We start from the raw sequence: 25,466 nt of genomic DNA, 5'->3' as shown, positions 1-25,466 counted from the left end.
CAGCACGCTATGCGCCGGGCCGTACGGACGCACGACCCGCCTCCTCGTCGGGCCCCTTCGGCCCGTCGGGCAGGAGGGAGACGGTGAGGGCGGCGGTGTCGTCGTGCAGACGGTTGTGGCTGTAGACGACGAGGTCGTCGTGGAGGCGTTCCAGGAGCTCTCGAGGCGACAGCGGCCCCCAGGAACCGATGCGCTCGAGGAGGGGGTAGAAGGCGCCGGACGGATCGCGGGTCTCCGTGACGCCGTCCGTGTAGAGCAGGAACTGGTCGCCGGGCAGGAACTCGTAGGTGTCGACGTGATAGGGCTCGCGGACGAGTACCCCGAGGTTCAGCGGGGGAGCGGACCGCCCCGAGTCCAGCTCGCGCGCCTCGCCGCGGCGGATGAGCAGCGGGGGCGGGTGGCCGCAGTTGACGACGCGCACGATCCGGCCGTCCGTGCGGATCTCCGCTAAGACGGCCGTGGTGAACCGCTCGGCCACCTCGCTGCCGCTGCCGGGCAGCCGTTCCGCGTGGCGCGCCATGCTGGTCTCCACCCGGCCCACGAGGGCGGGCAGGTCCGGTTCGTCGTGCGCGGCCTCGCGGAACGCGCCGAGCAGGGTGGCCGCCGTCTCCACCGCCTGCAGCCCCTTGCCCCGGACGTCGCCGATGAGCAGCCGTACGCCGTGCACGGTGGGCACCGCCTCGAAGAGGTCGCCGCCGATGCGCGCCTCCGCTGCGGCCGACAGATAGAAGCTCTCCAGCACGAGGTCCCCGATACGGTGCGGGACCGGTCTGAGCAGCACGCGTTGGGCCATGTCGGCCACGAACCGCACGTCCGCCAGTATGCGTTCCCGCCGTGTGCGGTGGGCGGCCAGGATGGTGCCGAGCGTGCCGACCAGCGCGGTGCAGACGTACGCGGCCACGTAGTACCGCTCCCACACATGGTCGACCGGGCGGCCCGCACAGCACGGGGTGCCGGCCAGGACCCCCTCGAAGACGACGGCGAAGACGGTCACGCCGGCGACGACGACGGGCCCGTGCGCGAAGGCGGCCACCAGCGGCAGTGCGATCAGTACGAAGCTCACCGGCCACTGCACGGGCGTGATCGGCTCGAGCGCCAGAAGGACAGCGACGTAGAGGACCGGGAGCCAGCGCATCCACGCCGGGCGAGCCGGCAGCTGTGGCCGCGCACCGACCTCCGCCCAGTGCTCACGATCCGTCCGACGGCCCGACCGACGCAGCCTGAACACACCGAACTCCCCGCACAAGATCCCGACAAGAGGTCCAGCCTGCTGTTCCCGGCCGGGGAACGGCGGCCATTGCTCCGGTCGGCGGCATGTCCGGCCCCGGCCGTGACCGGACATGCCGCGGTCCCGGCGTCGCATGCGATGTCACGGCATTCGGCGCCCGCGACGCAGCAGTTCGGTGTCAGAGCATGCGGCGCCTGCGCCCGAGCCACGTCTGCGCCACCACCACCACCACGACGGCGACGCAGGCACCGCTGACGGCCTGCTGATACGCGAAGTCGAGCGAGCCGATCCGGTTGATGACGTTTTGGATCACCTTCAGCAGCGGCACCCCCACCAGCGAGCCGCTGACGAAGCCGAAGCCGCCGGTGAGCAGAGTGCCGCCGATCACGACCGCCGAGATCGCCTCCAGTTCCATGCCGGAGCCGAGGAAGGTCACACCCGACACCGGCCATGCCGCGTTCAGTGCGCCCGCGAGCCCCGCGCACAGTCCGGACAGGGTGTAGACCGCGATCTTCGTCCGGGCCACCGGCGCCCATGAGGGCCGCCGCGTCCTCGTTGCCGCCCACCGCGTACACGTACTGCCCGGACCGGGTGCGCCGCGGCACGACCGCCCCCAGCGCCGGGGCTCGCCGTTCGGGACTCCCGTGGAGCCCACGCCACTCCGTCGCCGTACCGCCGGAGAGCGCTCACGGGGGTTCGGCACTTGCGGTCAACACGGCGTGCACGTCGTTCAGGGGAGATTTTGACATCGTTGGAAGGAGGCCGTGAACCCTTCCGTCCGAAATCTCGGCCGGAAGGGCCCCGTGGAGTTCACCGCCGTCCGAGGGTGCTCTCGCGCTCCATCAGCCGGAATTCCGCGGTGAGTTCACGTCCGCCGATTTCCTGACGGCCCGACAGGCTGCGCAGCAGCGAGGCCACCGCCATGCGCGCGATCGCCTGCTTGTCCGGCGAGATCGTCGTCAGCGACACGGCTCCGAACCGGCACTCCGCGATGTCGTCGAAGCCGACCACGGCGACGTCCCACGGCACCCTGAGCCCCCGCTCGTGCAGCACCCGCATGGCACCGATCGCGATCAGGTCGTTGTACGCGAACACCGCGTCCGGCCGCACCCCCGCGTCGAGCAGCTGGGCCATCGCGCGGGCCCCGTCGTCCCGGTCCCAGCCGCCGACGGGCACCACCAGTTCGTCCGGGGCGGGCACCCCGGCCGCCGTCAACTCCGCCCGCCAGCCGTCCAGTCGCAGATGGGCGGGCCGGTTGGCGGAGTCCGTACGGGCGCCGAGATAGGCGATCCGGGTCCGGCCACGGCCCAGCAGATGCCGTACGGCGGTGCGCGCGGCGGCCACGTTGTCGATCGCGATGTGGTCGAACGGCAGGTCGTACTCGCGCTCGCCGAGCAGCACCAGCGGCACGTCGTCGGTCCGGCGGCGCAGGTCCTCGGCCTCCAGCTCCAGCGGGCTGAGGATCAGCCCGTCGATCACCCGGGCCCGGAAGCCCTGGCTGACCAGGAGCTCCTGCTCGTGGTCGCCGCGCGTGTGGTCGAGCAGGACCGTGAACTCGTGCTCGGCGGCTGCGTCGATCACGGCGCCGGCCAGCTCCGCGAAGTAGGGGTTGCCCAGTTCGGGGACGGCGAGCGCGATGATGCCCGTGCGGCCCTTGCGCAGATGGCGCGCGGTGAGGTTCGGCCGGTAGCCCAGCTCGTCGATGGCCGCCTGCACCCGGGCCCGCATCGCCGGGGTGACGTGCGGATAGTTGTTCACGACGTTGGAAACGGTCTTGATCGAGACGCCGGCCCGCGCGGCCACGTCCTTCAGGCTGACCCGCAAGGGATCTCCTCGGCATCGTCGGGTGCTCCGGAACGGGAGCTTCTGTCAGGGAACTGGACAGCGGCCGGGAGCCGTGTTCTCATGCCAACTGCCTCTGCTTCCAACGTTGTACAGACTGAAGCACCGAGCCGCCACCCTTCCTCAGTCAAGGAGGATTCGTGCGCATCAGATCGTTCGGACAGATCCGGAATCTGCTCGCCCTGCTGGTCGCGGCAGTGCTGGGTGCCGCGGGACTGGCCGCCGCACCTGCCGCCACTGCCGCGGAGGATCTCCCCGAGATCCACGGCCTCAAGGGCGAGTACTACACCCAGTCCGCACCCGGTGCCTTCGACTTCCACGAGCTCAAGGCGACCGGATTCGACCCGCGACTGGACTTCGACAACCTGGAGTCCCGGCTGAGTTCCGCGACCGGGCAGGCGGACGACGTCAGCGTCCGCTGGACCGGCCGGATCGTGCCCGAGAAGACCGGCCCCACGACCTTCTCGATCATCGGCGACAACGGCTTCCGCCTGTGGGTCGGCGGCAAGCTCGTCATCGACCACTGGGTCGACGACTGGGACCGCGAACAGGTGGGTGAGCCCGTCGAGTTGACCGCGGGCACCGCCTACGACATCAAGGTCGAGTACTTCGAGCACTACGGAGGCTCCAACCTCCATGTGCGCTGGACACCGCCCGGCGGCACCAAGGCCGCCGTCCCGCAGTCTGCGTTCCTGCTGCCCGAGGGCTACGACTACAACGGCGCCATCGCCACCACGGTCCTCAAGGACGGCCGTACGCTCCAGCTGGACTTCGCCCAGGCCCTCGCCGCACCCGCGGCCGGCCTCGCCGGCCACCTGAACGCGGTGATCGGCGGCGCCACCTGGCTGCTCGGCAAGGTCCGCCCTGACCCGGCCGATCCCAGGTCGCTGCTCGTCGCTCTGGACGAGCCGGTCGTCGGCAACAAGACCGGCACCGCACGCGGCACCGCCGACGTCCGCTACGACGGAGCGGGGGGCCTGGCCGACACGGCAGGCAACGTGGTCAAGCCGTTCTGGAGCAGCGGCGCCAATCACTCGACGTACGAACTGCGCACCAAGTGGGCCGATGACGTCACCCCGGCCAACGCCCACCGCGAGTACCCGCGGCCCCAGTTGACCCGGGACGCCTGGCAGAACCTCAACGGCACCTGGCAGTTCGCCGCCGCGCAGGCGGGGGAACAGCCGCCGGTGGGCCGCGATCTCGCCGAGAAGATCCTCGTGCCCTACCCCGTCGAGTCCCGGCTGTCGGGCCTGGAACGGCACGAGGACCGCATGTGGTACCGGCGCACCTTCAGCGTGCCGCCCGGCTGGAAGGTCGGCTCGGGCAAGCGGCTCCAGCTGAACTTCGGGGCCGTCGACTGGCGCGCGGAGGTGTACGTCAACGGCACGAAGGTCACCGAACACCAGGGCGGCTACGACAAGTTCAGTGCCGACATCACCGACGCGCTCAAGCCGGGCCGTACCCAGGAGCTGATCGTCGGGGTCTACGACCCGACGGACGCCGCGAGCGGCGAGAACCCGCCGATCGGCAAGCAGCGCCTCGACCCGAGCGGCATCTGGTACACCCCGACCTCCGGGATCTGGCAGACGGTGTGGCTGGAACCGGTCGCCGCCGACCACGTCGACTCGCTCAAACTCACCCCGGACGCGGGCGCGGGCACGCTGACGGTCGAGCCGCAGGGCGTGCGCGACGGACTCCCGGTCACGGCGACGGCGTACGACGGCGACGAGCGCGTCGCCACCGTCACCGGACACACCGGTACCCCGCTCACCCTGAAGATCAGTAAGCCGCACCTGTGGTCGCCGGACGACCCGTTCCTGTACGACCTGAAGGCGAGCGTCGGATCCGACCGGGTCGGCAGCTACTTCGGCCTGCGCTCCATCGCCGTCGAGAACGTGAACGGCACCCCGCGCACCGTCCTCAACGGCAAGCCGGTGTTCATGATGGCCACCCTCGACCAGGGCTTCTGGCCCGACGGCCTGTACACCGCACCGAGCGACGAGGCCCTCGCCCACGACCTCACGATGCACAAGGCGATGGGCTTCAACGCGGTCCGCAAGCACATCAAGGTCGAACCGGACCGCTGGTTCTACTGGGCGGACAAGCTGGGCCTGCTCGTCTGGCAGGACATGCCGGCGATGACCGCCGGGGTGAACCCGAGCACGGCGGCGCGGGCCGAGTACGAGCGCGAGATGAAGCAGATGATCGACGAGCACATCAGCAGCCCGTCCATCGTCATGTGGGTCACGTTCAACGAGGGCTGGGGCCAGTACGACATGGCCCGCATCGCCGACCAGGCGGCGGCCTGGGACCCGACGCGGCTGGTCAACAGCATGTCGGGCCTCAACCTCGGCGCGGACGGCGGCACCGGCGACATCATGGACGAGCACGGCTACCCGAGCCCCGCGCTGCCCCCGCGGCCGGACGGGAAGCGGGCCCTGGTCAGCGGCGAGTACGGCGGCCTCGGCCTGGCGGTGCCCGGACACGCCTGGTCGGTACAGCAGTCGTACGTCGACGTCGACCCGGCCACGTACACCGACGACTACCTCACCAAGCTCGACGAGGTGCGCGCCCTCGCCTGCAGGGGGAGCAACGGCGCGGTGTACACGCAGATCTCGGACGTCGAGGGCGAGCTCAACGGGCTGATCACGTACGACCGCAAGGTGGTCAAGCCCGACGTACGGCGGCTCAAGGAAGCCCAGCAGTCCCTGATCAGGGACGCGTCCCGCGCGACCCCGGCGGGCTGCGCCTGACCCCACCTCCGCCCGGCGAGCACCTCCCCGCTCGCCGGGCGGACGGCGGTCGCCGTGACCGTCGGCCGGGCCGGGTTTGCTCTCCGGCGGCGTGGGGTGCGAAGTGGTGGAACGCTGGGTGGTGAGTACGGGCGAGGTGGCTTGGAGGCAGGCGTGACGGTGAGCCGTATCGGCATGGTCGTGCACGGCGGACGCACGGAGGCCGCGGACGCCGCGCGGGCGGTGCGCGCGTGGTGCGCCGACAACGACGTCGACTGCTCGGACATCGACGTGTGGCAGGAGCGGGGGCGCCACAGCGCCGAGGAGGAGGTCGAGGCCGCGGGCGACCCCGACCTCATCGTGACGCTGGGCGGCGACGGCACCTTCCTGCGGGGCGCGCGGCTCGCCGCCGAGCACGACGCGCTGGTCCTCGGGGTCGATCTCGGGCGCGTCGGCTTCCTGACCGAGGTTCCGGCGCGCGCCGTGTGCGCCGCGCTGGACGCCGTACGCGAGGGGGAGCTGACCGTCGAGAGCCGCATGCTGCTCACGATGCGCGCCTCGTGCCAGCTCAAGGTGCCCTCGGGCATGGAGGAACTGCTGCGCTACGGCCGCGGTCCCCTGCTGCCGCCGCCACGGGTACGCGTCGAGTGCGAGACCGGTGACGAGTGGGGCGTCGCCCTGAACGTCACCGCGCTCAACGACGTCGTCCTGGAGAAGCTGTCGAGGGACCGCCAGGTGTCGGTCGGCGTGTATCTCGCGGGCCGGCTGCTCGCGTCGTACTCCGCCGACGCGCTGCTCGTGGCCACGCCGACCGGTTCGACCGCGTACAGCTTCGCCGCCGGCGGTCCCGTGGTCTCGCCCCGGGCGGAGGCCCTGATCTTCACGCCGGTCGCCCCGCACATGGCGTTCAACCGGTCCGTCGTGGCCGCCCCCGACGAACCCATCGCGCTGCGCGTCCTCGAGCGTTCGGGCCAGGCCGCGGTCAGTATCGACGGGCAACTGCGCGGTGTGCTCAACCCGGGGGACTGGATCGGCGTGTACGCGGCACCGCGCCGCCTTCGGGCGGTCCGGCTGGGACCGACCGACTTCTACGGCCGCCTGCGCGAACGCATGAACCTCACCGACGCCCCGGCCGCCGTCGCCGACGGTTCGCCGGCCCCGCTGTGGCCTGTGAAGTCTCCGCCACCGGGCGACCTCGCTCATCTCGCACTGCCGCCCGCGCCGAGCGACGAGTAGCGCCGCGGACCGGGACGACGGTGCCGCCCCCCGCGACCGCGTCGCCGGCCGGGCCGTACCGTGCCGGCGCTGCTGCCGGGCACGTCCCCGACCGGGGACGCTCGCCGGCCTCGCCGTGCGGCCCATCGCGCGCCAGGGTGTCGAACTCTTCACCGGCCCGACCGTGATCGGCTGCGCTCCTGCCTGGCGCCGAACCGCCTGCTCTTCTTCATCAAGGCCCGCGCGCGCCGCGAACGGTGCTCCCCGGCGTGCGACAACCGCGTACGCGTCGCCCGGAACCATCAGCGCCATCACGCGACATCGCAGCGTGGCGGCCACGGCGCGCGATCGGGGCACGCGACCGCGCCTTACGTGCCGTATGCCCCGATATGTATCGATCTGTCGGACTTCAGGGGTCCGTCTCTCTCACCTCTCGCCGTTCACGCCGCGAGCGCGTGACCGGGGTGCAGGACGACCTTGGTGTAGCCCTCGATGCGCTGATCGAACTTCTCGTACGCCTGCGGGGCGGCGTCCAGCGGGAGTTCGTGGGAGACCACGAAACTGGGCTTGGCCCGCCCGGCGATGATCATGTCGCGCAGCTGGCGATTGTACGCCTTGACGTTGGTCTGGCCGGTGCCCATCTGCTGGCCCTTTTCGAACATCTTGCCGATGGAGACCAGCAGTTGGCCGTGCTTGGCGGCCTCGTCGGGTCCGCCCGGGTCGGACGGGACGTACAGACCCGGCACGCCCAGCCTGCCCGTCGCCCGGACCGTCTGGACGAGCGTGTTGAGGACGACGGCGGGTTCCTCGTGGCTGGCGTCGTGCGCCTGCGCCTGGTACCCGACCGCGTCGACGCCCTTGTCGGTGCCCTCGCCGCCGGTCATCTCCTTGATCTGCTCGGTCGGGTCACCCTTGGTGAAGTCGATGGGGATCGCCCCTATCCCCTCCGCCTTCGCGAGCCGCTCGGGCACTCGGTCCACGGAGAACACCTTGGACGCGCCACGCAGCAACGCCGAGTAGGCCGCCATCAGGCCGACCGGGCCCGCGCCGAACACGGCGACGCTCTCGCCCGGCGACACCTGCGCGAGTTCGCAGCCGTGGTAGCCGGTCGGGAAGATGTCCGCGAGCAACACGAAGTCGGTCTCGAACTCGTTGCCCGGCGGCAGCTTCAGGCAGTTGAAGTCGGCGAACGGCACGCGCAGCAACTCCGCCTGGCCGCCCTTGTACGGGCCCATCGCCACATAGCCGTACGCCCCGCCCGCGAAGCCCGGATTGACCGTCAGACAGAAGCCCGTCTTCCCGGCGAGACAGTTCTTGCAGAACCCGCACGCGACGTTGAACGGCATGACGACGCGGTCGCCTTCGGACAAGGAGGTCACACCGGAGCCGATCTGCTCGATTATGCCGAGGTTCTCGTGCCCGAAGACGATGCCCGCCTCGGCCGCCGTGCGTCCCTCGTACATGTGGAGGTCGGAGCCGCAGATCGCGGTCGACGTCACCCGTACCAGCACGTCGTTCGGGTGCTGGATCTGCGGATCCTCGACATCCCTCACCGTCACGCTGAAGGGCTTCTCGTAGACGACTGCCTTCACCTGGATCACCTCCGCGTCGAACGCCGTACGGCGACGAAAACCACGGAAGCGTGACCGGGAGCACGCGCATTGAGACGCAGCCCGCCGGCCCGTGTCGTAGCCCCAGGCGCTCATGCTTCACCACTGGTACTTCCAGGGAACGCCCGCGCGGCGGGAGCCGCAACCCCCGCGACGATCTGTGGCTCTCACCACAATCCGCCCCAAACGGTGCCTGTCGTGGCGGGCGTCACGTCGTGATGCGGGTGTTTTGACCTAGGTTCGCTACGTCTGTGCCCCACCCACGCGAACTGCCGAGGCCCGCACCATGCCGTACCGACGCTCCCTTCTGCCGTATCCGCCGTACGTCGCGCACCGCCCCTCCAGGGTCGGGCGCGCCGTGGCCTGCGCGGGCGTGCTCGCGGCCTCGGCGGCGCTGATCCTCTCCGCCGGCGCGTTCGATCCGGCGGCCGCCGCCTCCGCGCGGCCCGACGCGGCCACCGTGGACTTCCTCGCGCGGGCGCACCCCCAGGGCAAGGCCCGGGTCACGGCCGCCGTGCTCGACCTCGACACAGCGAGCGCCCGGCCGGCGGTGTACGGCGACGACGTCCTCTTCGACACGGCGAGCATCGTCAAGGTCGACATCCTCGCCACGGCCCTGCTCCAGGCGCAGGACGCCGGCCACGGCCTCACCGCGAAGGAACGGGCCCAGGCCGAGGTCATGATCGAGCACAGCGACAACGACGCGGCCAACGCCCTGTGGCGGCGCATCGGCCTCGCGCCCGGCCTGGAGGCGGCCAACAAGCGGCTGGGGCTCACCTCGACCAAGGGCGGCCCCGGCGGCAAGTGGGGACTCACGCGGACGACGGCGGGCGACCAGATACGGCTCCTGCGCGCGGTTTTCGGTACCGGCTCGGCGGCCTCACCCACGGGCTCCACCGTCCTGAACGAGGCGTCCCGCACGTACATCCGCACGCTCATGTCCCGTATCGCCGGGGAGCAGTCGTGGGGAGTCTCGGCCGCCGCCGGCTCCGGGTGGGCCCTGAAGAACGGCTGGCTGCAGCGCAACACGACCGGCCTGTGGGACGTCAACAGCGTCGGACGGATCACGGCGGGCGGACATCACTACCTCGTGGCGGTCCTCACGGACGGCAGCCCGACGATGAAGGACGGCGTCTCCCTGGTGGAACGCGCGGCCCGGGCGGCCGTCACCAACGCGGCCGCCCGCTGAGCCGACACCCCGCGCCCCGCGGCTCGGTCAGAGCTCCCGCACGTCGGCCGCCGGGCTCAGGACACGGCCGAGCCAGTCGGTGCCGGCCCGGCGTGCCGCCGCGGAGACCCGTGCCTGCGGGAAGAGCGCGTCGAACCCGTGGAAGCCGCCCGCCCAGGCGTGGAGTTCGGCCTGGCCGCCGGCCGCCCGGATCCGGCTCGCGTAGTCGACGCTCTCGTCACGGAAGACCCCGGCCGTGCCGGCGTCGCCATAGGCGGCGGGCAGGCCCGAGAGGTCGTCGGCCAGCGCCGGTGAGACATGGACCGGCACGTCCTCGCCGGCCGTGTCGCCGGGTACGGACCGCCGGCCGAACGCGTTCATCTCACCGGTCCGGACACCGGGACCGCCGGAGTACCGGCGGCTCGACGTGGTGATGCTGCGGTCGTCCAGCGTGGGGCAAGATCAGCACCTGGGAGGCCGGGGTGGGAGCGCCGCGGTCGCGGGTCATCAGCGCGGCCCCGTCGCCGGGGATCCGGCCGGGCCTCGGCGCCCAGCTCCTCCAAGGGGGCGGCCTTGCCCCGCACGGGCACGTAGTCGGTGCACTCGGCGTCCTTGGCGAGGAGCCCGTCGAACCGCGCCACGATCGCCTGCGCCGCCTCGCCGGAGAAGAGCCGGTGGTGGTCCTCCTCACTGGTCCATCCCTCGGTGACATGGACGACGTCGGGGTCGGCGGTGGACCGGCAGACGAGATACACGAGGCAGTGCTCGCTCGCGCCGGGTCGCCCACGGTGTCTGGAATTCGGTGATTCCACTGAAGTCGTCTGACCTGCTGAAACAGTAGAACTATGAGAGCGGGACCTTGCACGATCCTCCCGAGTGCGGGAGTCATGGGGCGCCCCTGTGATGCAATCGGCGCATGAGCAGCGACCGCCTCGACGAACTCCGCGCCCTGCTCGCCCGGCACGTACGGCCCGACTGGACCACCGCGATCGACGGTGTGCTCATCTCGAAGGTCGACCGGTCCGACCCGCCGTCGCCGTCGATGTCCGGCACCGTCCTGGCGGTCATCGCGCAGGGGGCGAAACACCTCGCGCTGGGGGACCGGGTGTACGAGTACCACGCCGGGCAGTACCTCGTGGCGTCGGTCGACCTGCCGGTCACCGGTCACTTCGTCGGCGCGACTCCGGAACACCCCGCGCTGGGGTTCGGGCTCACGCTCGAACCGTCCGCCGTGGCCGAGGTGCTGCTCCAGGCCGGACCCGGGGACGTGCCGCACGCCGGCGGCAGCGCGTTGCCCGGCATCGCCGTCAGCGACGCACCCGAGGCCCTGCTGGACGCGGTGATCCGGCTGCTGCACCTGCTGGACGAGCCGCGCGACCGGGCGGTGCTCGCCCCACTCGTCAAGCGCGAGATCCTGTGGCGGCTGATCAGGAGCGAGCAGGGCGGCATCGTGCGCCAGCTCGGTCTGGCCGACAGCAGCCTCAGCCATGTCGCCCGGGCGGTGCGCTGGATCCGCGAGCACTACGCGCAGGCGTTCAAGGTCGAGGACGTGGCGCGGCTCTCCGGCATGAGCGTGTCCGCGTTCTACCGCAACTTCCAGGCGGTGACGGCGATGAGCCCCATCCAGTTCCAGAAGCAGATCCGTCTGCAGGAGGCCCGGCTGCTGCTCGCCACGCACCCCAATGACGTGACGGGGGTGGGCCATCGGGTCGGCTACGACAGCCCGTCCCAGTTCAGCCGTGAATACCGCCGCCAGTTCGGCGCACCGCCGAGCGAGGACGCGACCCGCCTGCGCGACTCCGCTCGAACGGCGACGGCGGTACTCCCGTAGAAAAGGTGCGGCCCTGCGGACCTGCGGGCGGGCGCTCGGACTGTGTCACCGCGGTGTCGTCCACACCGTGGGCGAGGGTGAGACGCCGGCCGCGCCGCTCACCCTGTGCTCGGCCGCCGATCCCCGGGCCTCGGAGCGGGATCCCGAGGGTGCCTGGCGGTCAGCCGAGCGCCGCATCTCCGGGTGCGGACAGGGCCTTGCGGCAGTCGGCGAGTGCCGCCGCGGTGTCGGTGAGGGGAAAGCGGGCGGCCAGGTGTCCGTCGGGGCGTACGAGGAAGCCGGTCGAGCCGACTGGACGGTAGAGGCGGGCGAACTCCCCTGCGGTGTCCCGGTATCCGGGCACCGGCAGCGCGTCGCGGGCCGTCAGTGCGGTTTCCTGGGCGAGGACGGCGACTGTTCGCAGGCCGGTGGTGCAGGCCGACTCGGTCAGGTCGGCGAGGTCGGTCGCGTACAGGAGCAGCACATGTCCCGTGCGGCCGCGCAGGACGTCGAGGAGGCGTAGCGGGTACGTCGCCACCGGCACGGTGAGCCCGGCGCAGTCCGGTGCGCGGTCGCCGGGCTGGGGTGCGCCTGCCGGGCCGTACGAGCCGGCCGCGAGCGGTCCGTCCCGGTAGCCGACCAGGAGTTGGGCCTCGCGGAGCAGCACGGTCCGTGGGTCGTCGGGGTCGGTCTCGACGCCGTGCGTGGCGTGCCGTACCGTCCGGCCGACGACCTCCTCGCCGGCCGGCCGGCGTTCCGCGTCGTACGTGGTGAGCAGTTCGGACCCTGCCTCGCCCCGGACGACGAGGGCCAGTTTCCAGGCCAGGTTGCAGGCGTCCTGGATGCCCGTGTTCATGCTCTGCGCGCCGGTCGGCGGATGGATGTGGGCGGCGTCGCCCGCGACGAAGACGCGTCCGTCGCCGTAGCGGTCGACGATGCGGTGGCTGATCCGGAAGACCGACGACCAGCGCAGGTCGGAGACCACGGCCGGGCGGGGCGAGAGCCGGTCGACGACGGCCTGGATGTGGGACAGCTCCGGAGTACGGTCGCCGCCCTCCGGACCGTGCGCCGCTTCGCCGCCGCGCCCGGGTTCCCGGGCGGCCCCGGCCGTGGACAGCTCGGGCGGGACCAGCATCGACATGCGGTAGCGGCCCCTGCCGGGCAGCGGGATGCAGACCAGCAGGTCGTCCGTGGAGCCGTCGTCGGCGACGTGGCTGGACCGTACGCCGAAGCCGTGCGGCAGATCCCAGTCGGCCTCGACGTCGGCCAGCATGTACTCCTCCGTGAACGCCCCGCCCTCGAACGTGAGGCCGAGCCCCTCGCGGACGGTGCTGTGCGCTCCGTCGCAGCCGATCAGATGGCCGACGCGTATCTCCTCCTCCGCCCCGGAGGCGGTGCGCAGCCGGACGGTGACTCCGTCCGGGTCCTGGGTGAACGACAGCAGTGCGGTGCCGCGTTCGATGATCGTGCCGAGGCCGGCGACGTACTCCTCGAGGAGCCGCTCGGTCTCGTACTGTGGCAGCGCGGCGAAGCCGTACGGCACCTCGGGCGGCAGCGTCAGGTCGATGCGCGCCCGCTCGCGGCCGTTGACGAAGACGATCTGGCCGCGTATCGGGACGGCCGTCTCCAGGACCGCGCGGGCCAGGCCCATGCGGTCCCAGATCTCCAGGGTGCGCGGCTGGATGCCGACGGCCTTGGCATACGGGAGGCGGGCCGGCAGCCGGTCCACCAGCCGGCAGTGCACCCCGTGCCGGCACAGCTCGGCGGCCGCACTGAGTCCGACCGGGCCTGCGCCCGCGATCAGTATGTCGGTTGTCCGGGTGTCCGCCACGGGTGTCTCCCACTGCCTGGGTCCCCCCGACCGCTTGCGTACCCCATGGTCGCCCCGCGGTGTGCGGGCGGCGAGCCGGGCCGGCCGGCAGCGCATTCGGCGGATCCTACGAACTTCGCGCAGCCCGTGTTCCGGTGGCGACCCCGACCTGATAGGAAACTTTCCTAACGATTCGCGTCCAGGCCAACTCTCCCCCCACACTTCCTTGGAGCGTCTGACGTGCCTCTCCACCGTGAGCAGACAACCCCCACCCGCACCTCCCGCCGCACCGTCCTCGCCCTGATGGGCGGGCTCACGGCCACCGCCCTGCTCGGCGCCCAGCGCGTCGCGGCGGCACCGGCGGCCGGGCCCGGTCTGGACGACCCGGCCAAGAAGGAGATCGCCATGAAGCTCGTGTCGAGCGCGGAGAACTCCTCGCTCGACTGGAAGGCCCAGTACAGGTACATCGAGGACATCGGCGACGGCCGCGGCTACACCGCCGGCATCATCGGCTTCTGCTCCGGCACCGGCGACATGCTCGACCTCGTCGAGCTGTACGCCGACCGAAAGCCCGGCAACGTCCTCGCCGAGTACCTTCCGGCACTGCGCGACGTCAACGGCACCGACTCGCACGACGGGCTCGACCCGAACTTCCCCGGCGACTGGCGCAGGGCCGCCCAGGACACCGCGTTCCAGCAGGCCCAGAACGACGAACGGGACCGCGTCTACTTCAACCCCGCCGTCACGCAGGGCAAGGCCGACGGGCTGCGCGCGCTGGGCCAGTTCACCTACTACGACGCCATCGTCATGCACGGCGACGGCGGCGACTCCACCAGCTTCTCCAGCATCCGCAGGCGCGCGCTGCGTTCGGCGAAGCTGCCGGCGCAGGGCGGCGACGAGACGACGTACCTCAACGCCTTCCTGGACGCGCGCGCGTGGGCCATGAAGCAGGAGGAGGCGCACAGCGACACCAGCCGGGTCGACACGGAACAGCGCGTCTTTCTGCGCAACGGCAACCTGGACCTGAACCCGCCGTTGGACTGGAAGGTCTACGGGGACAGCTACCACATCGGCTGAGCCCCGCGGGACGCGTGCGGCCCGTCCCCCTTCGCGGCCGGGCCGCGCCGCCCGTGTTGTACGCCACGAGGCCGTCGTTGCCCTTCACGTCGATCCAGGAGTCGTCGTGCCTTTCCGGCCGCCGGTCACGGTCAGCCCGCTGACCGTCCGGTACGACGCCCCGTTCGGACGGAGGCCGTAGCTGCCGGCTGCGGTGAGCAGGGGGACGGGCAGCGTGCGGGAACGCGTGCGCATGGGGTGCTTTCCTGTGTCTCCGGGGTCCGATGTGTTCATGCCCATGGCTGCCATGCGTGGATATGAACGCTGAAGTACTGTGGAACATATAGGGAGTTGTCCTCGCGCGTCACGAAGTCCGGCGACGCGGTGCTCGCGCGCGGAACTGTGCCGCAGTTCAGGCCCCGGAGACCGGGGCGCGTTGGTGATGCAAGGTCCCGGAAGCGCAGCAGGTCGAGAGCGTCGGTCTCCACGTCCAGCCGGTAGCCGCCCGAGCCGCGCACCAGCCACCGTGACCGGCCCCGGGCCGGGAGGTCGGGTTCCAGCAGGCGGCGCAGCGCGCCTATGTGCCGCTGGACGACGTCGACGGCGCTGTCGGGTGGGTCCTGGCCCCACAGCGCGTCGACGATCTCGTGCACGGAGCACGGATGCCCCGCCTGGGTCAGCAGCGGCGCGAGCAGGCCCTGCTGCTTGGGCGGTCCCAGGGCCGGTTCCGTGTCGTCGCGCCATGCCCGGACCGGTTCCGGCACGGCGAAACGCGTACGCACAAAGTCCCCCGGGTGCGGGCGGAACGAGCGGCCGCGAGCGGCGATACGGCCGTGGACACCGAGCTGCTGATCGAGGCGGACGGCTGCCCCACGACTCCACCGCACGCCGGCCCACACGCCGTGCCGCCCTCGCCTCCGCGCTCGTCCTGTGCGGTGTGGCGAGCCTGGCCGCCTGCGGCAAGACGATCCAGATCGGCGACAGTTCGGCGGCCGCCTCCTCGGCTCCGGCCTCGACGCCGGCCGCGTCGTCGTCGGCGCCCGCCCAGGGCGCGGGCAACTCGGCGCTGCAGGTGGTCGACTCCACCGCGCAGCAGGCCGGTCTCACCGGCAACGGCGGCACTGTCGTCGGTACGGCGGTGCAGGAGACCCCGCCGAACTGGGTGCAGCTGTCGGCGGTGACGTCCGCGCCGCCGTCCTCGCCCCACCTGATCAACATCAACCAGGCCGCGCTGTACCGCTTCGACGACGACACGGCCGGCTCGGGCCGGTCGGGCTGCGATGCGACGTGCGCGGTGAAGTTGCCGCCCGTGACGATCCATGAGGGCGGCAGCGTGTACCTGGCCGGTGAACCCGAAGGCGGTCGGCGCCATCCGCAGGGCGGACGGCCAGGTGCAGATCACGGTCGGCGGCCGCCCCGTCTACCGCTTCGCGGGCGACGCCAGGGCGGGCGACCTCAATGGCCAGGGTGTCGACGGCAAGTGGTTCGCGGTGGGCCCCACCGGGGAGAAGGCCACGCAGTAGTTCCGGGGCACAGGTGAACGCCGGTGGCTGGGAGGCGTGGTCGTGCCCGGGCCCGTGGGCGTAGCCGTGCCCGGGCCCATGCCCCCACCATGATGCGCTCCACGGGACCCGCCTCGCCTGCGCGGTGGAACCACGGCCCTCCTCGAGACGAGGACCGCCGTCATGAACCGCCGAATGGGTGATCCTCGGCGTGGCGCGCAAAAGCGTGGAGAACAAGCGGAACAAGGCCGCCAGGGTCCACCGCTCCGTTCCGTGAGCGGCGAGCGGTGGCAGGGCGGCGGAGAGCGACCGAAACTGAGGATCGCGGCTCATGATCAGGAATGAGCACCGCGTCTTCCAGGAGGTCGAATGGTGGAGCAGTCCGCCGAGATCCATGTCTCCGGACCGGACGAAGCCGCGGTCGCCGTACCCGGCAGCGCCGGCCCGTCAAGCACGGACACCGAGCGGAAACTCGCCGAAGTACTGGCGGACGTCGCATGCCTGGAACGTGTCCCGGCCGACAGCCACTTCTTCGACGACCTCGGTGCCAATTCCCTGGTCATGGCGCAGTTCTGCGCCCGGGTGAGGAAACGGCAGGACCTGCCGTCGGCGTCCATGAAGGACATCTACCGGCACCCCACCATCAAGAGCCTCGCGGCGGCCCTCGTCGAAGTCGCATCCGCCCCCGGTACGGCGGAGAGCCACGCACCGAGCGCCTCCGCCGCTCCGCCCGAGCCGCCGCCCACGCCGGTCAGGAGGGCTCACTACGTCCTGTCCGGCGTGGTCCAGCTGCTGTTCTTCCTGGGCTACTCCTTCGTCGCCGGCGTCATCGGCGCCCGGGGCTACGCATGGGTCGCCACCGGCAACGGCCTGCTGGACACCTATCTGCGATCGGTCCTGTTCGGAGGCTGCGGGTTCCTCGCCCTCTGCCTGTTCCCGATCGCCGCCAAATGGATTCTGGTCGGACGGTGGAAACCCGGTGAATTCCCCTTGTGGGGCCTCACCTATCTGCGCTTCTGGCTCGTCAAGGTGCTGCTCCACGCCAACCCGATGATCTTCCTCGTCGGTAATCCGCTGTACGTGCTGTACCTGCGCGCCCTCGGCGTACGCATCGGCAAGGGCGTGACGATCCTGTCGCCCTCCGTCCCTGTCTGCAGCGACCTGATCACGATCGGCGCCGGCAGCGTGATCCGGAAGGACTCGTTCTTCCTCGGCTACCGGGCCCACTCGGGACGTATCCAGACCGGCCGGGTCACTCTCGGCCGGGACGTGTTCATCGGCGAGAAGACCGTCCTGGACATCGACACCTCGGTGGGCGACGGCGCACAGCTCGGCCACGCGTCCGCCCTCCACCGCGGCCAGGCGGTCCCGGACGGTGAGCGCTGGCACGGATCGCCGGCACAGCCCACGGAGGTCGACCACGTGCGCGTCGCGCCGGCCGACTGCGGCTCCGTGCGCCGCGCCTGGTTCGGGCTCGCCTCGCTGATCCAGCTCCTGTTCCTGTACCTGCCGCTGGCCGTCGGCGGTGTGTACATGCTGTTCACCCTGGTACCGGCGATCGGCAACCGGCTCGACCCGGAGGCGGCCGTGCTCAGGCCATCGGACCTGATCTCCGACGCGCTGACCCTCTCCCTGGTCGTGTTCTTCGGCTTCCTCGTCCTGGGGCTCGCCTTCCTGTGCACCGTCCCCCGGCTGCTCAGTCTGGTCGTCAAGCCGGACAAGGTGTACCCGCTCTACGGATTCCACTACGCCGTGCACCTGGCGACGGCGCGCATGACGAACATCAAGTTCTTCGCCTGGCTCTTCGGCGACAGCTCCTACATCGTGCACTACCTCCGGGGCATCGGATACGACCTGTCCCGGGTCGAGCAGACCGGGTCGAACTTCGGTACCGAGGTGCAGCAGGACAATCCCCTGCTGGTCACCGTCGGCAGCGGAACGATGGTGGCCGACGGAGTCTCCGTCATCAACGCCGACTACTCCAGCACCTCCTTCCGGGTGTCGCGGGCGTCGATCGGTTCGCACAACTTCCTCGGCAACAACATCGCCTATCCCGCGGGCGGCAGGACGGGCGACAACTGCCTGCTGGCCACGAAGGTGATGGTGCCGCTCGACGGCGAGGTCCGTGAAGGCGTCGGCCTTCTCGGCTCACCCAGCTTCGAGATCCCGCGGTCGGTGGAGCGTGACGCACGGTTCGACGACCTCAGGACCGGGGACGCGCTGCGCCGCAGTCTCGCTGCGAAGAACCGATACAACCTGCGCTCGATGGTCCTCTGGCTGCTCCTGCGGTGGCTGCACACCTTCGCGCTCACGTTGTTCGGGCTCGCGACCGTCGACCTGTACGGGACGCTGGGACAGGTGGTGATCGCGGGCTACCTGGCCATCACGCTGGCCTTCACCACCGCCTACTTCGTCCTGCTGGAGCGCTTGATCGCGTCGTTCCGGGCGCTGCGGCCACGCTTGTGCTCCATCTACGACCCGTACTTCTGGTGGCACGAGCGCCTGTGGAAGGTGCCGGACCACTACCTGAACGTCTTCAACGGAACGCCCTTCAAGGCGCTGGTCTGGCGGCTGCTGGGCGTGCGCATCGGCCGCAGGGTCTTCGACGACGGCTGCTACATGACCGAGCGGACGCTGGCCACCATCGGCGACGAGTGCACCCTCAACGTGGGCAGCAAGATCCAGTGCCACTCGCAGGAGGACGGCACGTTCAAGTCCGACACCATCACGCTCGGCGCCCGCTGCACGCTGGGCGTCGCCGCTCATGTGCATTACGGCGTGACGCTCGGCGACGGCGCCGTCCTGGCGCCCGACTCCTTCCTCATGAAGGGGGAGGAGGTCCCCCCGAACGCGCGGTGGGGCGGCAACCCCGCCACGGACCTGCCCGACGCCGATCGCCCGGGCGACCGGGGACCGGCATCCGCGGCCGTGACGTCCACCGTCAACGGCTCGACTACGACGGTGCGTTGAGGAAGGGCCATTCGATGGGAGTGCGTGTGGAAGCGGACCGGGAGTTCTGGGGTCGTGTGCTGGCCTCCGGCGGGTTCACCGCGGTGCCGCGGTGGGTCCGGGAACCGGCGGCGGGAGTGGCCGAGTACGAGGCGGCCGTACCGGACGACGTGCTACGGGCGATGCACGCTCTGGCGCGGGAGCTGCGGGTGCCCCTCAGCGCCGTTGTGCTCGCCGCGCACGCCAAGGTGCTGGCCGCGCTGTCCGGCGAGCAGGACGTGGTGACGGGCTACCACGCCGGCGTGAAGGACGATCCCCTGCCCTGCCGGCTGACCGTGGCCGGCGGCTCGTGGCGTTCGCTCGTGTCGGCAGTGGGCGCCGTCGAGGCGGATCTGCTGGCCCACCGCGACTTCCCGGTGGCCGAGCTGCGACGTGAGCTGCGTGTGGCGGGGCCGTCGTACGAGGTCGTGTTCGACCCGGCGGACACCGGGGGCGGGCTGGCCGACGACGCCGTCCTGGGCGTGGGCTGGAGCGACGAGGGCGGACGGCCCGGGCTGCGGGTGCGCTACCGCAAGCAGGTGCTGGACGCCGGGTGCGCGGCCCGGATCGGCGGCTACCACCTCGCCGCCCTGCGCCTGATGACGGCCGACGCCAACGCCGCACACGCGGGCCAGAGCCTGCTGTCGGCCGACGAGGTCGGCGAGCAGCTGGAGGGACTCGCCGGCCCCCGCCGCACACTGCCGCGGGGTCGGGCGCACGAACTCTTCGAGGAGCGGGCACGGGCGCATCCCGAGGCGGTGGCCGCCGTGCACGGCGACCGGAACTGGACGTACGCCCAACTCAACTCCCACGCCAACCAGTTGGCCCGCGCGCTGCTGCGCCGCGGGCTGGGCCGGGAGGACGTCGTCGCCGTCGTGACGGAACGCGGCCTCGACTGGCTGGCCGCGGTGCTGGCCGTCTTCAAGGCGGGCGGCGTATATCTGCCGATCGAACCCCACTTCCCAGCCGGACGTGTGGGGACAACGTTGTCCCGTGCAGGGTGCAAGTATGTACTCACCGAGCCCGGCAGCACCGACTCCCTGGACGCGGCACTGGCCGAGCTGCCCGGCGTCGAGAAGCTCCTGATCCCGACGGCGTACGCGGAGCGCCACGCACCGGGTGACGTCGGTGTCGAGGTCGCCGCCGACCAACTGGCCTACATCTACTTCACCTCCGGGTCCACCGGTGAGCCCAAGGGCGCGATGTGCGAGCACATCGGCATGCTCAACCACCTCTTCGCCAAGATCGACGACCTGGGCATCGCCGAGGGCCGGGTGGTCGCGCAGACGGCGCCGCAGTGCTTCGACATCTCGCTGTGGCAGCTGCTGTCCGCGCTCCTGGTCGGCGGGCGGACGCTGCTGGTGGAGCAGGACGCGATCACCGACGTGGAGCGCTTCGTCGACACCCTCGTCCGCGCCCGTGCCGCCGTGGTCCAGGTCGTGCCCTCCTACCTCGACGTGGTGGTGTCGTACCTGGAGCGGCATCGCCGCGAACTGCCGGACCTGCGCTGTGTGTCGGTGACCGGTGAGGCGCTCAAGCGGGAGCTGGTCCAGCGCTGGTTCGCCGTCCGGCCGGGGACCAGGCTCGTCAACGCCTACGGTCTGACCGAGACGTCGGACGACACCAACCACGAGATCATGGACAAGGTGCCCGAACGCGTGCTCCTCGGGCGCCCCGTCAACAACGTGCACGTGTACGTCGTCGACGAGCAGCTGGCTCTGGTGCCGCTCGGCGCGCCGGGACTGATCGCGTTCTCCGGTGTCTGCGTGGGGCGCGGCTACGTCAACGACCGAGAGCGGACCCGGGAGTCGTACCGCGAGGATCCGCACCGTCCCGGCGAGCGGCTCTACCTGGCGGGCGACTGGGGGCGCTGGCACCCCGGCGGGAAGCTGGAGTTCCTCGGCCGGCGCGACAACCAGGTCAAGATCCGGGGCTTCCGCATCGAGATCGGCGAGATCGAGAACACCCTCCTGCGCGTGCCAGGTGTCCGGGACGGCGCCGTGGTCGTCGCCGAGGGCCCCGGGCGGGGCACGCACCTGATCGCCTTCTACACGGGCGAACGCCTGACGACGGATGCCCTGCGCGAGGAACTGGGCGCCGCCCTGCCCGCCTACATGGTCCCCTCGGCCTTCCACTGGCGGCACGGCCTGCCGCTGACCGCCAACGGCAAGACCGACCGCAAGGCCCTGACCGCACTGGCCGAAGAACAGACGGCGCCGGGCATGCGCGGCGACGACACCACGCAGCACGACCGCGCGTTCACCCCGACCGAACGCAAACTGGCCGCCGCCTGGGCCGAGTTGCTGGGCGTCCCCGAGCACCGGATCGGCCGCGGCGACCACTTCTTCGACTCCGGCGGCACTTCGCTGACGGCGGTGAAACTCACCATCGCCCTGGACCGCGCCGTCTCCCTGAAGGACATCACCCGGCACCCCGTGCTCGCCGACCTCGCATCGCTTCTCGACGGCACCGCCGCACAGCGCCCCGAGCTGCTCCAGCCCTTGTCGGACACGGCGGTCGCGGCGGAGTGCGCCCTGGTGTGCTTCCCCTACGCGGGCGGCAACGCGGTCAACTACCGGCCGATGGCGAGCGCGCTGGCGGGCAGCGGCACCACCGTCCACGCCGTCGACCTCCCCGGGCACGACCTGGCCGCCCGCACCGAGCCGTTCGCGCCCCTGGAGCAGGTGGTGGAACAGGTGGTCGCCGAGATCACCGCGCGCGGTCTGACCCGCGTCATGCTGTGGGGCCACTCGTCCGGCGCCGCACTCGCCGTGGAGACGGCGCGCAGACTGACTGAACGCGGCGTCGACGTCCCGCGCGTCTTCCTCGCCGCGCAGCTCCTCGGCACCGCGGCCGAACGACGCGCCGCCATCACCGAGTTGACGGCCCACGGCGACGCCGACATCGCCGCGCGGCTGACCGCGGACGGCGGTTACACCGAACTCGGTGAACTCGACGGCCGGCACGCGGAACACATCGGTGCCGCCTACCGGCACGACTGCGTCTGCGCGCACCGCTACTTCGCCGACGCCCTGGACTCCCCGCCCGCGGTGAAGCTGGCCGCGCCGGTCACCGTGGTCGTCGCCGCCGACGACCCGAACACGGCCGCCCACCCAGAGCGGTACCGCGACTGGCAGCTGCTGGCCGAGCACGTGGACCTCCACGAACTCGCCGACGGCGGCCACTACTTCCTGCGCACCCGACCGGCCGACGCGGCACGTGTCGTCCTGGGCGCCGCCGCACCACTGGCCTCCCCGTGAGCCTCACCGCACCCCACCGGGGCAACCGAAAGGAAACCGAGATGTCGTCACCCCTGGCATCAACCCTCGAGGTAGAGCTGCCGCCGGACCGGCCGCCGATCCTGCACGTCGAGGAACCCCGTGACGTGCCCGGCTGGGCCGCGGCCCACCGCGAGGCACTGCGGGCGCAGGTCACCGAGCACGGCGCGTTGCTCGTCCGCGGCCTGAACCTGCGCGACACCGGACAGGCCGGCGCCGTCTTCGCCGCGCTGGCCGGTGAGCTGATGACGGAGCGCGAGGCGTTCGCTCCGCGCCGCTCGTACGGCCCGGGGCTGTACTCCTCCGCGACCTGGCCCGCCAACCAGCCCATGTGCATGCACCACGAACTGAGCTACACGCTGGACGTGCCCGGCCTGCTGCTGTTCGCCTGCCTGACCGCACCCGGCCAGGGCGGGGCGACCGGAGTGGCCGACGCCGAACGGGTCCTCCAGGCGCTGCCCGCGAGCCTCGCCGAGCGGTTCGAGCACGAGGGATGGCTGCTGACCCGCTCGTACAACGACGAGATCGGCGCCACCCTCGAAGAGGCCTTCGGCACGGACGACCGCACCGCCGTCGACGCCTACTGCCGCGCCCACGCGATCGACACCGACTGGCAGCCCGACGGCTCCCTGCGCACCCGTCAGCGCCGCAGCGCTGTGGTGCGGCACCCGGTCACCGGCAGGCGCTGCTGGTTCAACCAGATCGCCTTCCTCAACGAGTGGACGCTGGCGCCGGAGGTGCGCGAGTACCTGGTCGACGTCTACGGCGAGGACGGCCTGCCCTTCAACACCCGCTTCGGCGACGGCGGTCCGATCACCGAGGACGTCGTCCAGCTCCTCAACACCACCTACGAGGAGCACACGCGGCGCGAGCCCTGGCAGTCCGGCGACCTGATGCTCGTCGACAACATCCGCACCGCGCACAGCCGCGAGCCCTACACCGGAGACCGCGAGGTGCTGGTCGGCCTGGCCGAACCCCGGCGCCTGGCGGACTGCAGCCCGACCCCGGAGGCGAGCCGACGATGAGCAACCTGCTGTCTCCCGCCGACCGGCGGGACCCGTCCCACCCCGCCGCCGGGGCACCGACCTTCGCCGTGATCTCCGGCGCCGAGGTGCAGCAAGCACTGACCGGCCGCGAGAAACAACTCGTCGAACTGATCGACGCCACCTACCGGCTGCACGGAGCGGGGGAGTCGGTCAACCCGCCGTCGTACTTCCTGCGCTTCCCCGACCGGCCCACGTCACGCATCATCGCCCTGCCGGCCTCCCTGGGCGGGCAGACCCGGGTGGACGGCCTGAAGTGGATCTCCAGCTTCCCGGCCAACGTGGACTCCGGCCTGCCCCGGGCCTCCGCCGTCCTCATCCTCAACGACCACGACACCGGCTACCCGTTCGCCTGCCTGGAGAGCTCGGTCATCAGCGCCACCCGGACGGCCGCGTCCGCCGCGCTGGCCGCCGACCGGCTCAGCCGCACCCGCACCCGCCCCACGCGCGTCGGCTTCTTCGGCACGGGACTGATCGCCCGCTACATCCACACCTACCTGGCCGGCACCGGCTGGACCTTCGACGAGATCGGCGTGTACGACGTGTCCGCCGACAGCACCGAGGGCTTCCGCGGCTATCTGCACCAGGCCGGCACCACGGGCCGGGTGAGTGTGCACGGCAGCCCCGAGGCGCTGATCCGCTCGAGCGACCTGGTCGTCTTCGCCACCGTCGCCGGTGAACCCCACGTCACCGACCCGGCCTGGTTCGACCACAACCCGCTGGTCCTGCACGTGTCGCTGCGCGACCTCGCCCCCGAGATCCTGCTCGGCTCGGCCAACGTCGTCGACGACGTCGAACACTGCCTCAAGGCCAACACGTCCCCCCACCTGGCCGAACAGCTCACCCGAGGCCGCGACTTCCTCGACGGCACCCTCGACGACGTCCTCACGGGACGGCTGACCCCACCGGCCGACCGGACCGTGATCTTCTCGCCCTTCGGACTCGGCGTGCTCGACCTCGCCGTCGGCAAGTTCGTCTACGACGAAGTGGCCCGCGCGGGGCAGCTCCACCTCATCGACGACTTCTTCCACGACCTGCACCGGTACGGCTGAGGCCCGTTTCCTCGGCCATGGCACCAGGAGGTCCATCGTGCCCGTGATATCCGCTCCGCACGCCTTCAACGAGAGCCAGCTCTACGTCGACCTCGAACCGATCTTCGGGCGTTCGCTCTATCTGAAGTGCGAGGGCTTCAACTTCGCCGGCTCGATCAAACTCAAGGCAGCGGTGGAGATGGTGGAGTCCGCCGAACGCGAGGGCGTCCTGCTGCCCAGCTCGATTCTGGTCGAGTCCTCGTCCGGGAACCTGGGCGTGGCGCTCAGCATCATCGCGGCCAGCAAGGGATACCGGTTCCTGTGCGTGACGGACTCCCGCTGCAATCTGTCGACCCGGCTGCTGATGGAGGCGCTGGGCAGCGAGGTGCACGTCATCGCCGACCTCGACGCCGTCGGTGGCTTCCTCGGCGCGCGCATCGACTACGTCCGCGCGCTGTGCGCTTCCGACGACCGGTACGTGTGGCTCGGCCAGTACACCAACCCGGGCAACTGGCGGGCTCACTACCACCGCACGGCGCCCGAGATCGCCGGCCAGTTCCCGCGCCTGGACGTGCTGTTCGTCGGGGCGGGCACCACCGGCACCCTGATGGGCTGCGCACGCTTCTTCCGGCGGTGGCACCGGCCGGTGCGGATCGTCGCCGTGGACGCCGCCGGTTCGGTGGCCTTCGGCGGCGAGCCGGGCCGCCGGATGATCCCCGGCCTCGGCATGAGCATGCGCCCGCCCCTGCTCGACGAGTCCCTGGTCGACGAGGTGATCCGGGTGGAGGAGGCGGACACCATCCGCACCTGCCACAGGCTGGCCCGGCGCGGCTTCCTCTTCGGCGGCTCCACCGGCACGGTGGTCAGCGGCGCGATGCGCTGGCTGGCCGAGCACGAGGACGAGGACTTCACCGCCGTGGCGATCGCTCCGGATCTCGGTGAGCGCTACCTCGACACCATCTACCAGACGAACTGGCTCCAGGACCTGTACGGCGATCTCGTCCTCGACGGCGACGATCTCGTCCTCGACGGCGAGGACACCGAGCAGGTCCCGGCCGGCCCCCGGACGGCCCGGACGGCCCGCGCGCAGAAGCCGGTGCCACGCACGCCGGGCCACCGGCGCAGACCCTAGACCCGGGCTGCGCCGGGGCGG

At 71.3% G+C, this 25,466-nt stretch carries 17 protein-coding genes and 3 pseudogenes; 11 read left to right on the top strand and 9 right to left on the bottom strand.

Features of this window, described 5'->3' with window-relative positions; all coding sequences use genetic code 11:
* Nucleotides 1-7: 7 nt before the first annotated feature.
* The 3 genes and pseudogenes from IEZ19_RS01065 to IEZ19_RS01055 all read right to left on the bottom strand — a co-directional run bounded on the left by IEZ19_RS01065 (nt 8) and on the right by IEZ19_RS01055 (nt 3,052).
* Nucleotides 8-1,135 carry a PP2C family protein-serine/threonine phosphatase gene (locus IEZ19_RS01065; RefSeq protein ID WP_189309023.1) on the bottom strand — a complete coding sequence of 376 codons (1,128 nt, stop codon included), beginning with the start codon at nt 1,133-1,135 and terminating at the stop codon, nt 8-10.
* A gap of 271 nt (nt 1,136-1,406) precedes the next feature.
* Nucleotides 1,407-1,842 (bottom strand): annotated as a pseudogene (locus tag IEZ19_RS01060) (ABC transporter permease subunit); the annotation flags it as partial.
* A 196-nt stretch (nt 1,843-2,038) separates the two neighbouring features.
* On the bottom strand, nt 2,039-3,052 hold the full coding sequence (locus tag IEZ19_RS01055; RefSeq protein WP_189309022.1) for a LacI family DNA-binding transcriptional regulator: 1,014 nt from the start codon (nt 3,050-3,052) through the stop codon (nt 2,039-2,041).
* 158 nt (nt 3,053-3,210) lie between these two features.
* On the opposite strand from IEZ19_RS01055, the gene IEZ19_RS01050 reads away from it, so the two are divergent.
* The gene (locus IEZ19_RS01050; RefSeq protein WP_189309021.1) at nt 3,211-5,823 is read left to right on the top strand and encodes a PA14 domain-containing protein; all 2,613 of its coding nucleotides are present in this window, start codon (nt 3,211-3,213) and stop codon (nt 5,821-5,823) included.
* Nucleotides 5,824-5,976: 153 nt separating this feature from the next.
* The gene (locus IEZ19_RS01045; protein WP_189309020.1) at nt 5,977-7,038 is read left to right on the top strand and encodes an NAD(+)/NADH kinase; all 1,062 of its coding nucleotides are present in this window, start codon (nt 5,977-5,979) and stop codon (nt 7,036-7,038) included.
* A gap of 419 nt (nt 7,039-7,457) precedes the next feature.
* Here the strand turns inward: IEZ19_RS01045 and IEZ19_RS01040 are convergent, their stop codons facing one another.
* Complete coding sequence (locus IEZ19_RS01040; protein WP_189309019.1) at nt 7,458-8,609, bottom strand: glutathione-independent formaldehyde dehydrogenase; 1,152 nt, start codon at nt 8,607-8,609, stop codon at nt 7,458-7,460.
* A gap of 304 nt (nt 8,610-8,913) precedes the next feature.
* Here IEZ19_RS01040 and IEZ19_RS01035 point away from each other — a divergent pair, with 304 nt between their 5' ends.
* Entirely contained in the window at nt 8,914-9,816 is a 903-nt protein-coding gene (locus tag IEZ19_RS01035) for a serine hydrolase (RefSeq protein WP_189309018.1), read from the top strand.
* A 27-nt stretch (nt 9,817-9,843) separates the two neighbouring features.
* Here the strand turns inward: IEZ19_RS01035 and IEZ19_RS01030 are convergent.
* Nucleotides 9,844-10,315 (bottom strand): annotated as a pseudogene (locus IEZ19_RS01030) (alpha/beta hydrolase fold domain-containing protein); the annotation flags it as partial.
* 46 nt (nt 10,316-10,361) lie between these two features.
* Nucleotides 10,362-10,580: pseudogene (locus tag IEZ19_RS01025) on the bottom strand (putative quinol monooxygenase); the annotation flags it as partial.
* A gap of 131 nt (nt 10,581-10,711) precedes the next feature.
* On the opposite strand from IEZ19_RS01025, the gene IEZ19_RS01020 reads away from it, so the two are divergent.
* Nucleotides 10,712-11,626, top strand: coding sequence for an AraC family transcriptional regulator (locus tag IEZ19_RS01020; RefSeq protein WP_189309017.1), 915 nt, complete (start codon nt 10,712-10,714; stop codon nt 11,624-11,626).
* Between the two features lie 160 nt (nt 11,627-11,786).
* On the opposite strand, the gene IEZ19_RS01015 is transcribed toward IEZ19_RS01020, so the two are convergent.
* Nucleotides 11,787-13,436 carry an FAD-dependent monooxygenase gene (locus IEZ19_RS01015; protein WP_229839847.1) on the bottom strand — a complete coding sequence of 550 codons (1,650 nt, stop codon included), beginning with the start codon at nt 13,434-13,436 and terminating at the stop codon, nt 11,787-11,789.
* Between the two features lie 282 nt (nt 13,437-13,718).
* Between IEZ19_RS01015 and IEZ19_RS01010 the strand changes: the two genes are divergently transcribed.
* On the top strand, nt 13,719-14,492 hold the full coding sequence (locus tag IEZ19_RS01010; RefSeq protein ID WP_189309472.1) for a chitosanase: 774 nt from the start codon (nt 13,719-13,721) through the stop codon (nt 14,490-14,492).
* Nucleotides 14,493-14,576: 84 nt separating this feature from the next.
* On the opposite strand, the gene IEZ19_RS01005 is transcribed toward IEZ19_RS01010, so the two are convergent.
* Together IEZ19_RS01005 and IEZ19_RS01000 are read right to left on the bottom strand one after the other, a co-directional pair.
* The gene (locus tag IEZ19_RS01005) at nt 14,577-14,726 is read right to left on the bottom strand and encodes a hypothetical protein (RefSeq protein WP_189309511.1); all 150 of its coding nucleotides are present in this window, start codon (nt 14,724-14,726) and stop codon (nt 14,577-14,579) included.
* Between the two features lie 35 nt (nt 14,727-14,761).
* Nucleotides 14,762-15,235 carry an AfsR/SARP family transcriptional regulator gene (locus IEZ19_RS01000; RefSeq protein WP_229839846.1) on the bottom strand — a complete coding sequence of 158 codons (474 nt, stop codon included), beginning with the start codon at nt 15,233-15,235 and terminating at the stop codon, nt 14,762-14,764.
* A 582-nt stretch (nt 15,236-15,817) separates the two neighbouring features.
* Here IEZ19_RS01000 and IEZ19_RS50290 point away from each other — a divergent pair.
* The 6 genes from IEZ19_RS50290 (at nt 15,818) to sbnA (ending at nt 25,445) form a co-directional block, all read left to right on the top strand.
* The gene (locus IEZ19_RS50290) at nt 15,818-15,994 is read left to right on the top strand and encodes a hypothetical protein (protein ID WP_229839845.1); all 177 of its coding nucleotides are present in this window, start codon (nt 15,818-15,820) and stop codon (nt 15,992-15,994) included.
* Nucleotides 15,995-16,342: 348 nt separating this feature from the next.
* A complete protein-coding gene (locus tag IEZ19_RS00990; RefSeq protein WP_189309015.1) occupies nt 16,343-18,943 on the top strand; it encodes a Pls/PosA family non-ribosomal peptide synthetase in 2,601 nt (866 codons plus the stop codon).
* A gap of 14 nt (nt 18,944-18,957) precedes the next feature.
* Nucleotides 18,958-22,221, top strand: a complete 3,264-nt coding sequence (locus tag IEZ19_RS00985) for a non-ribosomal peptide synthetase (RefSeq protein ID WP_189309014.1) — start codon at nt 18,958-18,960, stop codon at nt 22,219-22,221.
* A 41-nt stretch (nt 22,222-22,262) separates the two neighbouring features.
* Nucleotides 22,263-23,264, top strand: coding sequence for a TauD/TfdA family dioxygenase (locus IEZ19_RS00980; RefSeq protein ID WP_189309013.1), 1,002 nt, complete (start codon nt 22,263-22,265; stop codon nt 23,262-23,264).
* The gene (sbnB, locus tag IEZ19_RS00975) at nt 23,261-24,334 is read left to right on the top strand and encodes a 2,3-diaminopropionate biosynthesis protein SbnB (protein ID WP_189309012.1); all 1,074 of its coding nucleotides are present in this window, start codon (nt 23,261-23,263) and stop codon (nt 24,332-24,334) included. The genes IEZ19_RS00980 and sbnB overlap by 4 nt, the downstream gene beginning before the upstream one ends.
* A gap of 37 nt (nt 24,335-24,371) precedes the next feature.
* Nucleotides 24,372-25,445: a 2,3-diaminopropionate biosynthesis protein SbnA gene (sbnA, locus tag IEZ19_RS00970; RefSeq protein ID WP_189309011.1), complete on the top strand. Its 1,074-nt coding sequence runs from the start codon at nt 24,372-24,374 to the stop codon at nt 25,443-25,445.
* The last annotated feature ends 21 nt before the right edge of the window (nt 25,446-25,466 follow it).

It is taken from the genome of Streptomyces brasiliensis, assembly GCF_014647875.1.
Lineage (GTDB): Bacteria > Actinomycetota > Actinomycetes > Streptomycetales > Streptomycetaceae > Streptomyces > Streptomyces brasiliensis.
The sequence above is the reverse complement of the archived record's forward strand: the minus strand, read 5'-3'. Positions and strand labels throughout refer to the sequence as shown.